Source organism: Rhodococcus sp. NJ-530 (assembly GCF_003860625.1).
Lineage (GTDB): Bacteria > Actinomycetota > Actinomycetes > Mycobacteriales > Mycobacteriaceae > Rhodococcus_F > Rhodococcus_F qingshengii.
In genome coordinates this window covers 1,014,406-1,030,313 of sequence record NZ_CP034152.1, presented here as the reverse complement: position 1 = coordinate 1,030,313, position 15,908 = coordinate 1,014,406, and the positions used below count along the sequence as shown (strand labels likewise).

The window sequence follows — 15,908 nt, the reverse complement described above, 5'->3', positions numbered from 1 at the left end:
CGAACCTGCGTCCAGCCTGGGAGTTTCCTGGCAACCGGACGCGGGCTAATCTCGGGGTATGCCTTCAGTCTTCAGTGCCATCATCAACGGGGATCTACCAGGACGTTTCGTGTGGGAGGACGAGGACGTCGTCGCGTTCTTGACCATCGCGCCGGTAACGCAGGGCCACGTGCTTGTGGTTCCGCGAGCCGAGGTCGATCAGTGGCAGGACGTGGATCCTGAACTCTTTGCCAAGGTCACCGCTGTTGCCCGCAACCTCGGCCAAGCCGTGCGTAAGGCGTTCGACGCGCCTCGGTCGGGTCTCCTCATCGCAGGTCTGGAAGTTCCGCATCTTCACGTTCATGTTTTCCCCGCATACGACATGGGGAACTTCGACATCAGTGGCGCCGACACCTCGCCGTCACCCGAATCTCTCGACGAGGCACAGACCAAACTCAAGTCGGCGCTACGCGACCTCGGCTTCGAGGCAACTGTCTCGACTCGTTGATCGCATACCTTCGACCGAATTTCGCTGGCCGATAACTGGACTCCCCGCCGCAGCCTCCAACGGAGGTTGCGGCGGTCGCATTTGTCGCTCCTACCGACCGTGACCTGCGATTGCACACCGAACAGTCCGTTTCGCGCTGTCGCGCGAGCACGAGATTCGCTGCTACCGTGGGTCGCTGGTCCGGGACCTAGGGCCCTAAAACTGGTTCACGTGTTAACAGTCGGAGGACAAGGGAGCAATGCAGGAACGTGCCAAGATCAGTCGCCGACAGATTCTTCAAGGTGCTGCTGATCGGTTCGAAGTCACGGGGTACGGCAGCACGAGCATGAATGACATCGTGTCCGCGGCGCAGATGACCAAGGGCGCGGTCTATTTTCACTTCTCGTCCAAAGACGAACTGGCTCAGGCGGTGATCGAAGAACAGCACCAGATCTCGATCAGTGCCTTCACCGCAGTTGCAGCCACAGGCGCACCGGCACTGGAACAGCTCGTCATGGTGTGCCACGAGATGGGCCGCCAACTCGTCGCAGAACCTATTGTTCGTGCGGGAATCCGACTTACCCTCGAGTTGGCCTCTGCCGACGGTTCGCAAGGCCCGTACGTCGTGTGGATCCGCGAGCTTCGAAAACTGGCCGAGGCCGCGAAGCTCGAAGGCGACATCCGCGACGATGTGGAGCCGGAATCGGTGGGTCGCGTGGTGATCTCGGCATTCACCGGCGTTCAACTGGTTTCGAACGTTCTCACCAGACGAAGCGATTTGAACGACCGTATCGACGAATTGTTCACCCTCCTGTTGGCAGGCGTGGTCTCCGACAAGCGACGCAGCGCCGTCGCCGAACTGGTCGGATGTCGCCTCGAAACTTATGCGTCCTGATCCGGAGAACACCCCGACGCCCGGATGATTCGGCGCATCAGCACCGAACCGTGCGCCAACCTTCGTCGATTCGTACAAGACCCCCCGTCGTCGACTCACTATCGTCAGATCCACGAATAACCCAGATACATGGATACCGACGAAAGGGCTTCTCGAATGACCGAAACCGCCACGTACGTTGAGAGCGCACAGCAGGAGATCGCTGCTGTACTCGCCGAAGCGAAGACCGATGCCTACGTCCACGCACGCGACATCGATTCCGGCGAAGAGTTCGGCTACGGCGCGGACGAAGGTGTCATCCTCGCCTCCGTTTTCAAGATTCCTGTTGTGCTTCAGTACGCCCGTGAAGTAGCGGCAGGCACCCTTGATCCGACCGAGCACGCCACGGTGACCTCCGAGTTCCGCTCCGGCGGCATCGGTATCGGCGGCTGCGCCGACGACGTGACTGCAAGCTGGCGAGACCTCGCTCTGCTCATGATGAGCTTCAGCGACAACGCCGCCACGGATTTCTTGTACGAACGTCTCGGACTCGACAACATCGTCGCAACGCTGCGCGGGCTCGGTTTGGAGAAGACCAACTTGGTCCGTGACTGCCGAGGCCTCTTCAAGACGGTCTACGACGACCTCGGCGTCGACAAGGGCACCTTGCTGGAAATGCCCCCCATCGAAATTCTTCGGACAATTTCCGTCATGGATCCCGCCCGCTCCAATTCCAGTACTCCTCGTGAGATCACAATGTTGCTGGCTGCAATCTGGAGGGACGAAGCCGGCCCCGCATCGGCTTGTGAAGAGGTCCGAACCATCATGAGCAAGCAGGTCTGGCCGCACCGCCTTTCGTCCGGTTTCCCCGACGAGGTCACTGTCGCCGCCAAGACCGGAACGCTGGGACTGGTACGAAACGAAGCCGGCGTCGTGGCGTACCCGGACGGCAAGCGTTACGCCGTCGGTGTCTTCACCAAGTCCCACGAGCTCACCCACCGCGCCCCGAAGATCGACGCCTCCATCGGAACCGTCGGCCGCATCGCTGTCGAAGCACTTCGCAACAACAGCTGATCTGAACCCACTGACAAAGAATGCGGGTCGCGCTGAGAAATCAGTGCGACCCGCATTTTTTGGCTTTCGAGCTAGCGTGGACCGCGCAGACGAAGATGCACCATCAACCGGAAGCGGACGTTGGGGTCGTCGAGATCCAACGCGGCCATACCCTTCAACTTGCTGAGGCGATACCGAAAGGTGTTGGGGTGCACGTGCAATGACGCCGCGGCGTCACCGACATCACCGAACGCGTTGAGCCACGCATCGAGAGTGTCCACGAACGAGGTCGCATGAGCGGCGTCGTGGCTGGCGATCGCCTCGATCGGTCCGAGGTCCGAGAACCCTTCGGCTGCAGCTTCCGACGCGATCTCCAACAGGATGGCATCGACGTGGACGCTACTGAAGGTGGCGACGCTGCCCGACGCTCGTCCCGCCAACAACACTTCGAGGGCATGTTCGGCGTCGCGCTTCGATCGGCTCAGCTGCGCCGGTCTGGTCACGACCCGGCCGATCCCGATGATCGTGTCGCCGGACGCTCCGGTGCGGTCCAGGAAGTCCGAGGCCACACGGAATGCCTGCAACTCGGCTTCGGCCGGGGAATGCCCTCGTACAGACAGCACCGCGTAGCCGGTTCCGTTGACCAAGGCTGCCGCCGACTGCGAGTGGACGGCGCCGAGGTGCATGGCCAGAGCGTCGGTCAGTCGCACCACGTGGGCGGCATCGTCCGGCTTCGACGATCCCTCGAAAGACCTACGACCCAAAGCCATCACGAGTGCGGGGCCGGTCCCGAGACCGAGGCGATTCATCGCGTCGACCGCACCTGACCCACCGTCGAGAAGGGTTGCGATCAGGTCTGCACGCAGTCGGCGCTCGGCGTCGGCGCCGCCGCGCAACCGCAACATCTGCAGCGCGATCAACCCGGCAGAATCGCGCAACGCACGCATACGGTCGTCGGACATCGGCTCACCGGTTGCCACCCACATGGAGCCGAGGAACTCGTCGCCAGCTCTGATGGACACGGCGATACGACCCATTTTGGTACCGAGGGTCTCGGCCGAGACCCACACCGGATCGTCGCTGCGATAGAGCCGGTCGAAGACCCCGGCCTCTTCGAGCACTCGAATGTACTGGTCAGGAACTTGCCGCTCCAGCACGGTCGCGATACGTGGACCGTCTCCTTCTTCCTGGCGGCCGGAGAAGGCGATGACCCGTGAGCTTCGGTCCTCGATCGTGATCGGCGCATCGAGAAGTGCGCTGACAGCGTTGGCGAAGGCGAACAGATCGCCGGCCGGGCCGCCTCCGCGTGAGTGGATGTGCCCGACTTCGTTTCGGGCCGAGAGCACCGAATGAAGCAGGCTTGTCAGCTGAACCCACGAGACTCCTCGCGCCAAGGCCAACAGCACGACGCCCGAGGCGATGACGGATTCGCGGTCCGCATCGCTGACCTCGGCGGTCACTCGCGCGACCACCACGCGTACTCCGCGCTCGGCCAGGCCGGCCACGGACTCCGCGATACGTTCGCCTCCGGTGACGCCGACGAGCAGCACCATGGAGTCCGGTGTCGAGGGTGAGTCGTCGTCGGGGTCGTGAATGACCACCGAGGCGATCTCCTGGACCGCCTCCGGGTCGCCGACAACCGGATTCAGCACCGTAGTTCCCACGTCTTCGAGAAGCCGCACCAAACTGATGCGAGGTCGTACGGTGCCCACGTCTATCACTCCTTCGTCCGGTGAACGAAGTGTGTCATAGTGATTCGTCAAAGCCGATCCATGCCGATCCATTCGACCGACGTGGTAATTGCTTCGAGCAGGTCGGGGATCGGTTCGACGCCGATACCCGGTCCTTCCGGAACCTTCACGTAACCGTTGTCGAGTACGAACGGCTCGGTGATGTCTTCGGCGAAGTACCGGTCGGAAGCCGATGTATCGCCTGGTAGGGCAAATCCGGGGAGCGCGGCAAGCGCGACGTTGGCGGCCCTGCCGATTCCGGTCTCGAGCATTCCGCCGCACCACACGGCAATTCCGTTGGCCTTGCAGACGTCGTGGATACGACGCGATTCCAGATAACCGCCCACACGTCCCGGTTTGATGTTCACCACGCTGCACGCACCGATTGCCAGCGCGTCGGCGGTGACCTTCGCGGAGGTGATCGACTCGTCGAGGCAGACCGGCGTCCGCATCATCTCGGCCAGCCTGGCGTGGCCACGCAGTTCCTCTTCGGGAAGCGGCTGCTCGATCAGCAGGAGGTCGAAGTCGTCGAGCCGCTGGAGATGGCGGGCGTCAGCCAGGGTGTACGCGGTGTTCGCGTCGACCTGGAGGAGTACGTCGTCGCCGAACCTCTCGCGGACTGCGCGAACCGGCTCGATGTCCCAGCCCGGTTCGATCTTCAGTTTGATGCGCAGGTATCCGGCATCGAGGAACCCGCCTACCTCCTCTAGCAGCTCATCGATCGAATTCTTGATACCCACCGAGACACCCGCGGGTACGCGATCGACTACTGCACCCAGGTACGAAGACATGCTCGTCCCGGCAGCCCGTAACTCGGCGTCGAGAAATGCGGTTTCCAATGCCGCTTTGGCCATGGGGTGCCCGGCGAACTGTTCCATCGTCGCGCTCAGTGCGTGCACGTCGGGATCGGTGAGTTCACCCAGAGACGGAATCAGGAACTTACGAAGGACTTCGGCGGCGCCGTCCGTGTATTCGGAGCAGTAGCGAGGCTCGGACATCGCCACGCACTCGCCCCAGCCCTCCGACTCCGAGGTGACGACCTTGACGAACAACACGTCCTTGGTGGTCTCGGTGCCGAACGAGGTACGGAACGGCGCTTTCAACGGCATTGCCGCCCGGCGTAATTCAACTCCTTCGATCTTCACGATGTAACCTCCGCTGTTGTCCTGCCTGCCTGTGTTCCCGGCGCACGGTCCAGCACGTACTTTCCGGTTCTGGTAACTGCGAGAACCACTCCGTTCTCGGCGAGCACACCACCGAGAGTCTCGCGGACTGCCAGGCGCCAGTCGTTCGCTGCCGTCGGGTCCGACTTACGCAGTGTGTACACGTCATTCGGTGTAGCCACCGTGACGAATCGATTCTTGGTCGACTTCAACACGGGCAGGCCGGCTTCGGAGACGGACAGCAGTTCGCTCGCCCCCAAGGACTCGGGAGTCGGGACTTCTCCCGAACCGGCGACGACGTCGGCAACCTTGCTACTACCGATTTCCCAGTCGATCAACAACCGGTCGCTGTCTGCGCCGCCGTTGAGGCTGTCGTTCATCGGCGCGTAGAAACGCGGCAGATACTGGATCGGGAACGCACCGAGTTTCGAGACGTTGAAGTAGGCATTGCGTGCGACGAGCGGGTCGAAAGTCCACCGCACGTGGAGAATTCCCCGTTCCAGTGCCCACGCACGCTGGAACAGTTTCAACGCGAGGCCGATGTGCCCGTTCTGCACGTTCGGGAGGATCCCCGTGATGTGCGAATGCAACGAACGGTGTTGCGGTTCCTCGAAGAATGCAACCGAGCCGCCGATCAGATCCCCGCCACGAAACGCGCCGGCGACGTAGTTACCGGAGTGTGCGAGCGCCTTCATCATGTCCCGATGGACGGGAGGGTTACCGCTCTCCGGCTGCCATACCTTCTCGAACAGACCGAATACCTGTTCCAACTCGGCATGCCCGGTGACGGTTTCGATAGTCACACATGCAAGCAGAGCGGCCTGCTCGGCCTGGCTGATTGCCTGCCGCATCCGTGAAGGCGATACACCTCCGAATGGTTGAACGGTCTTGCGTTGGACATTGTTCGGCGACGTCATCGTCACAGTCCTCCCTCCAGGATTCGAGTCACCAGACCGGCCAACAAGGTGGCGCGCGGGATCATCTGATCTATCTCTACGTGTTCTGTCGCTGCGTGGGCACCACCGCCGACGGCACCGAGGCCGTCCAACGTGGGAGTTCCGACTGCAGCGGTGAAATTTCCGTCCGACGCACCGCCGACTGCGCAGTCGCGAAGCATTCCCAACCCGCTCTCACTGCTGACCTGGTGAGCGAGAAAGTACAGCTTCTCCGAAGACGCTGATTCCAGTGGCCCACGGTTGGGTCCTCCGGATACCGAAATTCGGCTTTCGGCCAGCGCCGGTGTCAGTGCACGGATCGAACGGTCGATGCGTTCCTGTTCCTTCGCGGACCACATTCGAACGTCACACCACAGTTGCGCTTGCGCTGCAACGGTATTGGTGGTCGTGCCGCCACTGATCACGGACGGAACCACCGACGTTCCCGCCGCCGGGTCCGCGAGCTCCACCACGGCCTGAATCTGGTGTGCGAGCTCCACTACAGCGTTCACACCTCGTTCCGGTTCCAGTCCGGCGTGTGCAGCGCGTCCCTCGATGTCGACGCAGTACAGCGACATACCCTTGCGCGCGGTCTTCACTGCGCCGTCGGCTGCGGCTTCGAGGACCAGCACCGCGTCGACCTGACGTGCTTGCTCCTCGATCAGTGCGCGCGAGGTCGGGGAGCCGATTTCCTCGTCGGAATTGAGGAGCACGACCACCCCGTCGAGCGACGGAAGCGATGCGAGCGCGTGGAAGAGCTGGACGATGCCGGCCTTCATGTCGAAGACTCCGGGTCCGGTGGCGATGTTGTCGGTGACAGACCAGGGCAACTCCGCGAGCGTTCCGAGCGGCCAGACGGTGTCGAAATGGCCCAGGAGCATCACCTTCGGCTCCGCGCCGAACGACCAACGCAAGTGCTGGCGCCCGTCGATGCGGATACGTTCGGGGGTGCTTCCGAGGTGGCGTTCGCCGATTTCGGCCACCACGTCCGCACATGCATCGACTGCGCCGAGATCGGAACTGGGCGACTCGGCGGTTACCAACGCCGCCAGGTCTGCCACCATTGATTTCTTGTCCACTCCGACGCTCTCCTGTCACCGACTTGCAACTTCGCAGTCAAGCTTGGTCGAAGCGACCCTGTCGGATCTTGTCCAAGACTCCTGTCCTTCGGGCTCGGATTCGTCGTGTGTCACGAACAGCTGGGTGTCATCAAGCAGGTGTGTCAGGTACCGATCTCTGTTCGGGCGGCAAACAGCTCGGGAAAGAAGCTCAACTCCAGCGCACGTTGCAGGAAGCCGGCACCACCACTCGAACCGCCGGTCCCCTTCTTCATGCCGATCACCCGCAGCACGGTCCGAAGGTGCCGGAACCGCCACAGCTGAAAGCTCTCCTCGAGGTCGACCAACTCCTCGAACGCCTCGTACGCCGTCCAGTGCTGTTCGACGTTCTCGTAGATTGCTTTGACCAGCGGAATCAGTTCGTCGTTTCGCACGTAGGGCGCGCTGACGTCTCGTTCGAGAGCCGACGCCGGAACGTCGTACCCCTGCCTGGACAGGTACCGCCAGAACTCGTCGTACAGTGTCGGCTCCCCGAGCAGGGTCTCCAACAATCGATGGGCGGACGGATCCGATTCGAACACCTTCAGCATGCCCGCGTTCTTGTTTCCGAGCACGAATTCCACGGCGCGGTACTGGTACGACTGGAACCCCGATGAGTTGCCGAGAACGCCCCTGAACTCCGCATACTCCGCCGGCGTCAGTGTCGCCAACACCGACCACTGCTCGGTCAAGGTGGCCTGAATGTGTTTGACACGTGCGATCCGCTTGAACGCAACCCGAATGTCGTCGGCAGCGATCGCTGCTCTGGCCGCCCGAATCTCATGGAGAAACAGCTTGAGCCACAACTCGCTGGTCTGGTGCTGAATGATGAACAAGAGTTCGTCGTGGTGTTCCGGCTCGCTCACCGGGTGCTGCGAATCCAGGAGGGTATCGAGTCCGAGGTAGGCCCCGTAACTCATCTTCCCGGAAAAATCGGTGACGACGTCGTCTTCGATCTTTCGTGTGCCGTCCGTTGCCGACATCTTCGGTCTCCTTGTCAGAATTTCGCCGGGGTCTGCGGAACGATCATGGCCACCAATGCGGCAGCGCTCGTCGCTCCGACCAGGACTCCGAATGCAGCCATGTACGAGAACTGGTCCACCATCCATCCCATCACGAGCGGGGTGATGAAACCGGCGAACTGACCACAACCGTTGATCAAACCCATTCCGGAACCGAGGAATTCGGCCGGAAGTGCCCGCAACGGCATCGCGAAGATCGACATCGAACACAGACCGCTGATGCCTAGAGCCAACGTCTCGTAGAACGTGAACATCGCGACGGTGTCAGCGGTGGTCATCAGGAACAAAAGGACTGCCGACGTGGCCATACACGGAACCAGAAGGATCCTGGCCCGGTCGTGGAAGTACTTGTCCACCAACCGCCCGCCCACAATCGTGGCCAGCGCCGTGACGATGAAGGGGATTGCGGCAAAGATTCCCGTGTCGATCAGCGAGAGTCCCTTGTCGTTGAGCAGATAACTCGGCACCCAGGTCATCAGCCCGTACGCGGACATGTTGGCCAGGCAGAACAGAATCGCGAACTTCCACACCGACGCGGACTTGAACACCGCGGCGCGAGAGTGCTCGCTCGCCAGAGGTTGCAAGGCTGCCTCGGGATCTTCCGAGATTTCCGTGTCCAGCGGTGCGGGCAGCACCAACCACACCACCGTGCCGATCACTGCGCCGACGATCGCCACCAGCCAGAACGCGTCACGCCACCCCACGGCCATGAGGACCGGCGCGATGATCAGCGGTGCGATGCCGGGGCCGAGGTTGTTGGCGCCGAGCATGAAACCCATCGCGGTCGCCCTGGTTTTCGGACGCGTCCGCTCAGCCAAAGCCTTGAACGACGCCGCTGGAAAGAGCCCCTGGCTGATGCCGAACATCGCACGCATGACCATCAGCGAGACGAGACCCCACGCGAACCCTGTCAACGCTGTGAACACCGACCACAGGATCAAAGCAACGATCAACAGGGGCCTGGGTCCGAAGCGGTCGGCCAACATTCCGCCGGGGACCTGCCCGAGCATGTAGAAGATCGCGAATACCGAGACCACGCCACCCAACTGCGTACTGCTGAGCGAGAATTCGTCGCCGATCATCGGAAGCGCAAGCCCGATCATGACGCGATCCACCATGTCGATCAACCAGATGGTACTGAGCAGCCCCACCGTAACGGTGGTCGTACGACGAATCGACCTGTTGTCCATCATATTTCGAACCGGACCGTCGCTCGCCCGCGACGGTCCTTCCACTGTGACGCGTTCCGCCTTCATCAAGCCTCCCGAATTGTCTTGTGCCGTATGGACTGGAACATTGAAAAGACTGATGAAGTGTGACAGCGAACACGTCTACCGCATTGGTCCGTTTCACCAATAGCCGAAGCAACGTTTGGTCGGTCGGAACATGTTCTGCCCCAAGAGATGACAAATGCCGCCGGCGCACACGGCGTCGGCGGCATTTCGCGATGGAGTCGCTACTTCACTACGTGCGATTGGCGACTGCCACGATCGTCGAGACGCCTGCGGCTGCAAGCCGGGCATTGACAGTGATCAGACCGAGAATGTCGTCGACGCTGCCGAGTGTGTGCGAAATCGTACGATCCGAAATCCGTCGCGAGCCGGGAACAGCCTCGGCGAGTTCAGCTCCCGTGGTGGTGGGGTGAACGATCTCGAGGGTCCATTCGTCACGCAGCTCGACCGGCTTCAGTGTGTCGGCCTTACGCACTGCGCGCTCGGCTCCTGCTCGGATCTGCTCGCACGCCAGCGACGGCGGCAGCGAATTGGTTGCCGACCATCCATGTGCCTTCTTGACCTCGACGGTCTCGGTTGTCGGCGAGGCCGCGTCGACCAAGCCGCAGATGATGTCGTCACCCGTCACCAGGCCGACGGGAACGCCCTGGGTGGCAGCGTAGAGGGTGTTGACGTCGGTCTCCGAGACGGACTTGCCGTCGAGGCGGACGTCGGCGAACAAGCTCGAGAACGTGTGCGCCAGGACGCCGGGCCCACCGGCCGGTGCGTGATAGCCGACAAACAGAGCGACGTCGTGATCGGACGTCAGTCCCTCCGCCATGCACTGCATCTTCGGTGTTCCGAAGATCAGACGCGCCCGTGGATCCAGGTCGGCGTGAAGCAGATTGTCCATCGTTCCGTGGCTGTCGTTGACCAGGACGCTCGTCGCACCGGCGTCGAACGCACCGGCGATCGCAGCATTGGTCTCGGCGGTCATGAGCATCTGCGCACGGTGGTAGCCGCCACCGCCGCGGATCGTCTGATCGAGCGTCGCGATACCCGCGATACCCTCCATGTCCACCGAAATATAGACGTGCATTCCTGTCCTCCATCGATCTCAATCGGCTGAATTGATAACTTCGCTTTCACCTTCACACTCGAGCGCATCCGTTTCTTGTCCGCTCGAACGGTGAGTCGGCCTCCATTTGGGACGTTCACACCAGAATCCGATACCCGAGCCGTGAAACCATCGGGACATTCGCCGGGCCAGGCGGTTCGACCAACGACAGGAGTGCAGCGCTGATGCAGGTCCACGACATCGTGTTCACCGGCGGCCGCGTCGTCGATCCCGCATCGGGGACCGACGAGGTTCGGGGCATCGCGATCACCGACGGCAAGGTCTCGGCGTGGGGTCGCGACGCGATCGAAGCCCGGCAGACGATCGACGTGACCGGTCAGGTCATCTGCCCCGGATTCATCGACCTGCACAGCCACGGACAGGAAATCGCCGAGCAGCGACTTCAGGCATTGGACGGAGTCACGACGGCCCTCGAACTGGAAGCCGGCGTCATTCCTGTTGCAAAGGCATATGCCCGGGCCGGCGCCGAGGGCCGCCCGATCAACTACGGCTACGCGACGTCGTGGGCGCACGCCCGAATGATCGAACTCTCAGGGGCCGATCCCGACGGCGACATCAGAACGCTCCTGCACCATCTCGGTTCCCCGAGCTGGCAGGGCGAGCCCACCGCCTCTCAGCGCGCCCACATTCTCGAACTCCTCGAAAACGATCTGGCCGCAGGCGCTCTCGGCATCGGCGTGGTGGTCGGGTACGCGCCGAAATCCGATCCGGTGGAGTACCTACAGGTGGCGGATCTCGCGGTCCGAGCCGGTGTTCCCACCTATACCCATGCGCGCCCTCTCATCTCGGCCGATCCGTCGAGCCCGGTGGATGGTGCCGTCGAAATCGCCCGTGCAGCAGCCGAAACCGGCGCACACATGCACTACTGCCACGTCAACAGCACCTCGGGAATGCACGTCGACCACGCGCTGTCGGTGGTGGCACAGGTTCAGGCAGCCGGATCGCGCGTCACGACGGAGGCGTATCCGTACGGTTCCGGGTCGACGGCCGTCGGAGCTGCGTTTCTCGATCCTGACAAGCTGCACCTGATGAATCTGACACCACGGTCGCTGACATTCGTACCCACCGGTGAACGTATCGCGGACCGCAAGCAGCTGGAACATCTTCGGGCCACCGACCCCGGTGGGTTAGTGCTGGTGGAGTTCCTCGACGAGAACGACACCGTGCAGCGCGAATTCCTCGAACGGGCGATGACTTTCGATCGCGCCGCCATCGCGAGCGACGCGATGCCACTGACCTGGCCCGGCCGTTCGCCTGCCGACGCATTGCAGTGGCCACTGCCGAAGAAGGCACTCGGCCACCCCCGCGGCGCCGGCACCTATGCACGTGCGATTCGTACGCTGTACCGCGAGCGTCGGCTGCTGTCGCTGTCGGAGATCATCGCGCGCTGCTCGTTGATCCCTGCGCAGATTCTGGAGGAGTCGGTTCCCTCGATGGCGACGAAAGGTCGGATCAGCCCCGGTAGCGACGCGGACATCCTCGTTTTCGACCCCGAGCGAATCACCGACAACGCCACGTACATCGACGGCACCCGCCCCTCCACCGGTATCAGCCGCGTGCTGGTCGGCGGAGTACCCGTCGTCGAAGACGGTGTCGTGGTCCAGGACGCGTTGCCTGGTCGCCCGGTACGCCGCTCGTAGCCGGATCTCACTCTGACCTGCATAGTTCTGACAGAAAGTCACCACACATGAACACATCGTCTGCAATCAACGGCACAATCGATGCCATGACGGATTTCGCGAACCCCCCGATCGGTTGGCAGCACAAGGCCTTCGGCACCGACCTCGAAGGTCGCGACGGTTCCGACCTCGAGCCGCTGGGGATCTCGGCACTCGACGGCAACCTCCTGCTACCCGTGATGACACTCAACCGTGCAGCGATCGCGCACAATGTCGACCTCATGGCACAGTTCTGCTCCGACCACGATGTGGATCTGGCGCCTCACGCGAAGACCACAATGAGCCCCGAACTGGTTCGACGGCAACTCGACGCCGGGGCTTGGGCGATGACGGCGGCAACCGTTGCGCAGGCACGCATTCTGCGTGAGTTCGGTGTGGACACCATCATCATCGCCAGCCAGGTTCTCGATCCCGCCGGTATTCGGTGGATCTGCGACGCCCAGGCCACCGACCCCGATTTCTTCGTCACCACCCTCGTGGACTCGGTCGAGAGCGTCCGCCTGATGGAACAGTTGATCGCGAAAGTCTCACCGGCCAGCCGTATCCGGGTTCTCGTCGAACTCGGCTACGACAGCGGACGCGCGGGCGCTCGCACTGTCGAGCAAGCACTCGACGTCGCACGCGCAGCATCGCAGGCACCTTCGTTGATACTCACCGGAGTCGAGGGGTTCGAGGGCATGATGCCCGGAGCCTCGGTAGCAGCCCGCCGTATCTCCGTCGATTCGTATCTCAAATCCGCGCGGGTTTTCACGGAAATCTGTGTGGCCGAGAACCTCTTCGAGAACAACTCCGCGAAGGCTCCCCGGCCACTGGTCACTTTCGGCGGCAGCGCATTTCACGATCTCGTTGTGCGCGAACTGGCCGGACGGTGGGCACTCGACAACGGTGTACGCATCGTGCTGCGCAGCGGTTGCTATATCACCCATGATCACGGTCTCTATGCCGAAACTTCGCCGTGGGCTGACGGTCCGCGAACTCTGCAGGGAGCCGCAGAGGTCTGGGGCGTAGTGCTCTCCATACCTGAACCCGGACGGGTGATCCTGGGCTTCGGCCGCCGCGATGTCGGTTCCGACGCAGGCTTTCCCATAGTCCTGTGGCGCCGACGCGACGGATCCAACCGATCAGCGCGAGAGCTGACGATCACCGCACTCAACGACCAGCACGCGTACGTCGACGTTCCGGCTGACTTCGACGTGAAGGTCGGCGATCTGCTCGGTTGCGGAATCTCGCATCCCTGCACAACATTCGACAAGTGGTCACTGATTCCCGAGGTCGATTCGGATTACCGCGTCGTCGGTACGGTGCACACCTACTTCTGAGGGGACCGGTTGCGGTAATCCGGCGTCAGTCGTCCTTCGGGTCACGCGGCAATTCGACGCGGAACGTCGTCCCCTGCCCGAGGGAGGTCTCGACGCTGACGGTTCCGTCGTGCGCTGCAACCAACGCCGAAACGATGGACAGGCCGAGACCGGCGCCCCCGGTCTCACGGGTGCGAGAGGTGTCGGCGCGGTAGAAACGCTCGAAGATCCGCGCGGCATCCTCGTCACTCAAACCCTGACCGGTATCCGAAACCTCGACCACCGCGGAGTTCTCGGTCGTACCGACACGAACGGTGACCTGCGCATCCGGCGGCGTGTGTTTGATCGCGTTGCCCACCAGATTGGCAACTACCTGACGCAGTCTGGCCTCGTCACCATGCACTTCGGGCAGGCCTGGGCCGCCGGTCATCTGAAGTTCGACAGTTCGATCCGGTGCGATCGCTCGCGCCGCCTGTACCGAATCCGCCGCAACTGCAAGCAGATCCACAGGCTTGTTCTCGAGTGGACGCTGTTCGTCGAGTCTTGCCAGCATGAGCAGATCTTCGACCAGAAGTCCCATCCTCGACGCCTCGCCCTCGATCCGGTTCATCAGCGTTTCCGTATCAGTCATGGCGCCTTGGCGATACAACTCGGCGAACCCACGAATAGTCGTCAAGGGTGTGCGCAACTCGTGGCTCGCGTCGCCGACAAACCTACGCATCTTCTCCTCGGAACGCCGGGCCGATTCCTCCGAAGCCTCGGTCGCGGCAAATGCGTGCTGAATCTGCGCGAGCATTCCGTTGAGCGCCACGGACAGTCGACCGACCTCGGTGCGGTCATCGCGCTCCGGAACACGTCGATGAAGGTCGCCGGCGGCAATGGCAGCGGCAGTTTCCTCCACTTCGACAAGCGGACGGAGGCTCCGACGAACCACGAAATACGCTGCGCCGCCGAGGATCAGCAGGACAACCAGGCCGATGCCGAGTTGCAGGCCGACCAAGTCGTCGACGGTCTGCTCGTTATCCGTCAGTCGCACACCGATAGTCGTGGTCGTGCCGTCGCGGACCGTCGTGAGAACCCGCCAGTTCACGTCCGAACCGTCGCTCGATCCGACGGTGATCGGGCCGTTGGTGGAATCTTTCGACAGGTCGGGTTCGGTCGTCGTCGACTTGTCGTTCAGGATGATCACCCGTCCGTCCGGGGTCACGGTCCGAACGAAGAAGGGGCTGGGTGGGCGGGTGCCCGGGCCGACGTCACTGGGCGGCTGCAGGTCTCTGCTGTGCGGCTTTGCCCAACCGTCGACCGCTTCGTACAGCGTTTTGTCGGTTCGCTGGGTCAGTGAGTTCTCGAGAGCAGAAGTGACCGCTACACCCGACGCCAACAGACCCAGCGCGGCCAACACCAGCAAGGCCGCAACCAGGGTGAAGCGCAGCGGCAGTGAATGGAGACGGAAACGACCCCGCTTCGGAAGCTGATCGTTTTCCGCGGCGGCGATCATTGCCGCGGTTCACGCATCACGTAGCCGACCCCACGCAATGTGTGAATCAGCGGTGTCTCCCCCGTGTCCACCTTGCGCCGCAGGTAGGAAACGTAGGACTCGACAACTCCGACCTCCCCACCGAAGTCGTAATTCCAGACGTGGTCGAGAATCCGCGGTTTGCTGAGAACCGTCCCGGCGTTGACCATGAAGTATCGGAGCAGTGTGAACTCGGTGGGCGAGAGTGCAACCAACTCGCCCTTCTTCCAGACCTCGCGGGTGTCGTCGTCGAGTTCGATGTCGGCGAACTTCACCCGCGGCGACTGCTCCGGCGCGACACCGCGACCGGCGCGGCGCAGGATGACCCGCAACCGCGTCACGACTTCTTCGAGGCTGAACGGCTTGGTCACGTAGTCGTCCGCGCCGAGGGTCAGGCCGCTGATCTTGTCGTCGAGCGAATCCTTCGCCGTCAGAAACAGGACCGGCGCGTCCACACCGTCGGCGCGCAGGCGTCGAAGCAGACCGAAGCCGTCCATCCCGGGCATCATGACGTCGAGAACGATCGCGTCGGGACGGAATGTCCGTGCGACGTCCAGGCCTTGGGCGCCGCTCGAAGCAGTTGCCACCTCGAAACCCTGGAATCGGAGGCTCACGGAGAGCAACTCCACGATGGTGGGTTCGTCGTCGACAACGAGGATGCGAGCTTCGGGGGTCTTGTCGGTCACGAGAACCATCTTCTCCCCTGCCACTGGATTCCCGCTGTAT

The 15,908-nt window shown here is 62.5% G+C and carries 14 protein-coding genes; 5 read left to right on the top strand and 9 right to left on the bottom strand.

What is annotated here, in order from left to right; genetic code table 11:
- Positions 1–58 precede the first annotated feature (58 nt).
- From EHW12_RS04740 to EHW12_RS04730, 3 genes are all read left to right on the top strand, one after another.
- Positions 59–487 (top strand): HIT family protein, encoded by a 429-nt coding sequence (locus EHW12_RS04740; protein ID WP_042449536.1) that lies wholly within the window; start codon positions 59–61, stop codon positions 485–487.
- Positions 488–725: 238 nt separating this feature from the next.
- Complete coding sequence (locus EHW12_RS04735) at positions 726–1,361, top strand: ScbR family autoregulator-binding transcription factor (protein WP_070161497.1); 636 nt, start codon at positions 726–728, stop codon at positions 1,359–1,361.
- Positions 1,362–1,517: 156 nt separating this feature from the next.
- Positions 1,518–2,414 (top strand): serine hydrolase, encoded by an 897-nt coding sequence (locus tag EHW12_RS04730; protein ID WP_054188096.1) that lies wholly within the window; start codon positions 1,518–1,520, stop codon positions 2,412–2,414.
- A gap of 71 nt (positions 2,415–2,485) precedes the next feature.
- On the opposite strand, the gene EHW12_RS04725 is transcribed toward EHW12_RS04730, so the two are convergent.
- The 7 genes from EHW12_RS04725 to EHW12_RS04695 form a co-directional block, all read right to left on the bottom strand.
- On the bottom strand, positions 2,486–4,105 hold the full coding sequence (locus tag EHW12_RS04725) for a helix-turn-helix domain-containing protein (protein ID WP_058039306.1): 1,620 nt from the start codon (positions 4,103–4,105) through the stop codon (positions 2,486–2,488).
- Positions 4,106–4,152: 47 nt separating this feature from the next.
- Positions 4,153–5,268 (bottom strand): o-succinylbenzoate synthase, encoded by a 1,116-nt coding sequence (gene menC, locus EHW12_RS04720; protein ID WP_064111855.1) that lies wholly within the window; start codon positions 5,266–5,268, stop codon positions 4,153–4,155.
- Positions 5,265–6,203, bottom strand: a complete 939-nt coding sequence (locus EHW12_RS04715; RefSeq protein WP_202426978.1) for a GNAT family N-acetyltransferase — start codon at positions 6,201–6,203, stop codon at positions 5,265–5,267. The genes menC and EHW12_RS04715 overlap by 4 nt, the downstream gene beginning before the upstream one ends.
- A gap of 2 nt (positions 6,204–6,205) precedes the next feature.
- The gene (locus EHW12_RS04710; RefSeq protein WP_007734375.1) at positions 6,206–7,300 is read right to left on the bottom strand and encodes a M20 family metallopeptidase; all 1,095 of its coding nucleotides are present in this window, start codon (positions 7,298–7,300) and stop codon (positions 6,206–6,208) included.
- 143 nt (positions 7,301–7,443) lie between these two features.
- Positions 7,444–8,301 carry a tryptophan 2,3-dioxygenase family protein gene (locus EHW12_RS04705; protein WP_003945883.1) on the bottom strand — a complete coding sequence of 286 codons (858 nt, stop codon included), beginning with the start codon at positions 8,299–8,301 and terminating at the stop codon, positions 7,444–7,446.
- A 14-nt stretch (positions 8,302–8,315) separates the two neighbouring features.
- Positions 8,316–9,596 carry an MFS transporter gene (locus EHW12_RS04700; RefSeq protein ID WP_037132270.1) on the bottom strand — a complete coding sequence of 427 codons (1,281 nt, stop codon included), beginning with the start codon at positions 9,594–9,596 and terminating at the stop codon, positions 8,316–8,318.
- 208 nt (positions 9,597–9,804) lie between these two features.
- Entirely contained in the window at positions 9,805–10,650 is an 846-nt protein-coding gene (locus tag EHW12_RS04695) for a M55 family metallopeptidase (RefSeq protein WP_007734371.1), read from the bottom strand.
- 203 nt (positions 10,651–10,853) lie between these two features.
- On the opposite strand from EHW12_RS04695, the gene EHW12_RS04690 reads away from it, so the two are divergent.
- Together EHW12_RS04690 and EHW12_RS04685 are read left to right on the top strand one after the other, a co-directional pair.
- Positions 10,854–12,329 carry an amidohydrolase family protein gene (locus EHW12_RS04690; RefSeq protein WP_125050335.1) on the top strand — a complete coding sequence of 492 codons (1,476 nt, stop codon included), beginning with the start codon at positions 10,854–10,856 and terminating at the stop codon, positions 12,327–12,329.
- 47 nt (positions 12,330–12,376) lie between these two features.
- Positions 12,377–13,687: an alanine racemase gene (locus EHW12_RS04685; protein WP_042920403.1), complete on the top strand. Its 1,311-nt coding sequence runs from the start codon at positions 12,377–12,379 to the stop codon at positions 13,685–13,687.
- 25 nt (positions 13,688–13,712) lie between these two features.
- On the opposite strand, the gene EHW12_RS04680 is transcribed toward EHW12_RS04685, so the two are convergent.
- Together EHW12_RS04680 and EHW12_RS04675 are read right to left on the bottom strand one after the other, a co-directional pair.
- On the bottom strand, positions 13,713–15,164 hold the full coding sequence (locus EHW12_RS04680; RefSeq protein ID WP_003945873.1) for a HAMP domain-containing sensor histidine kinase: 1,452 nt from the start codon (positions 15,162–15,164) through the stop codon (positions 13,713–13,715).
- A complete protein-coding gene (locus EHW12_RS04675; protein ID WP_007734368.1) occupies positions 15,161–15,877 on the bottom strand; it encodes a response regulator transcription factor in 717 nt (238 codons plus the stop codon). The genes EHW12_RS04680 and EHW12_RS04675 overlap by 4 nt, the downstream gene beginning before the upstream one ends.
- Between the last annotated feature and the right edge of the window lie 31 nt (positions 15,878–15,908).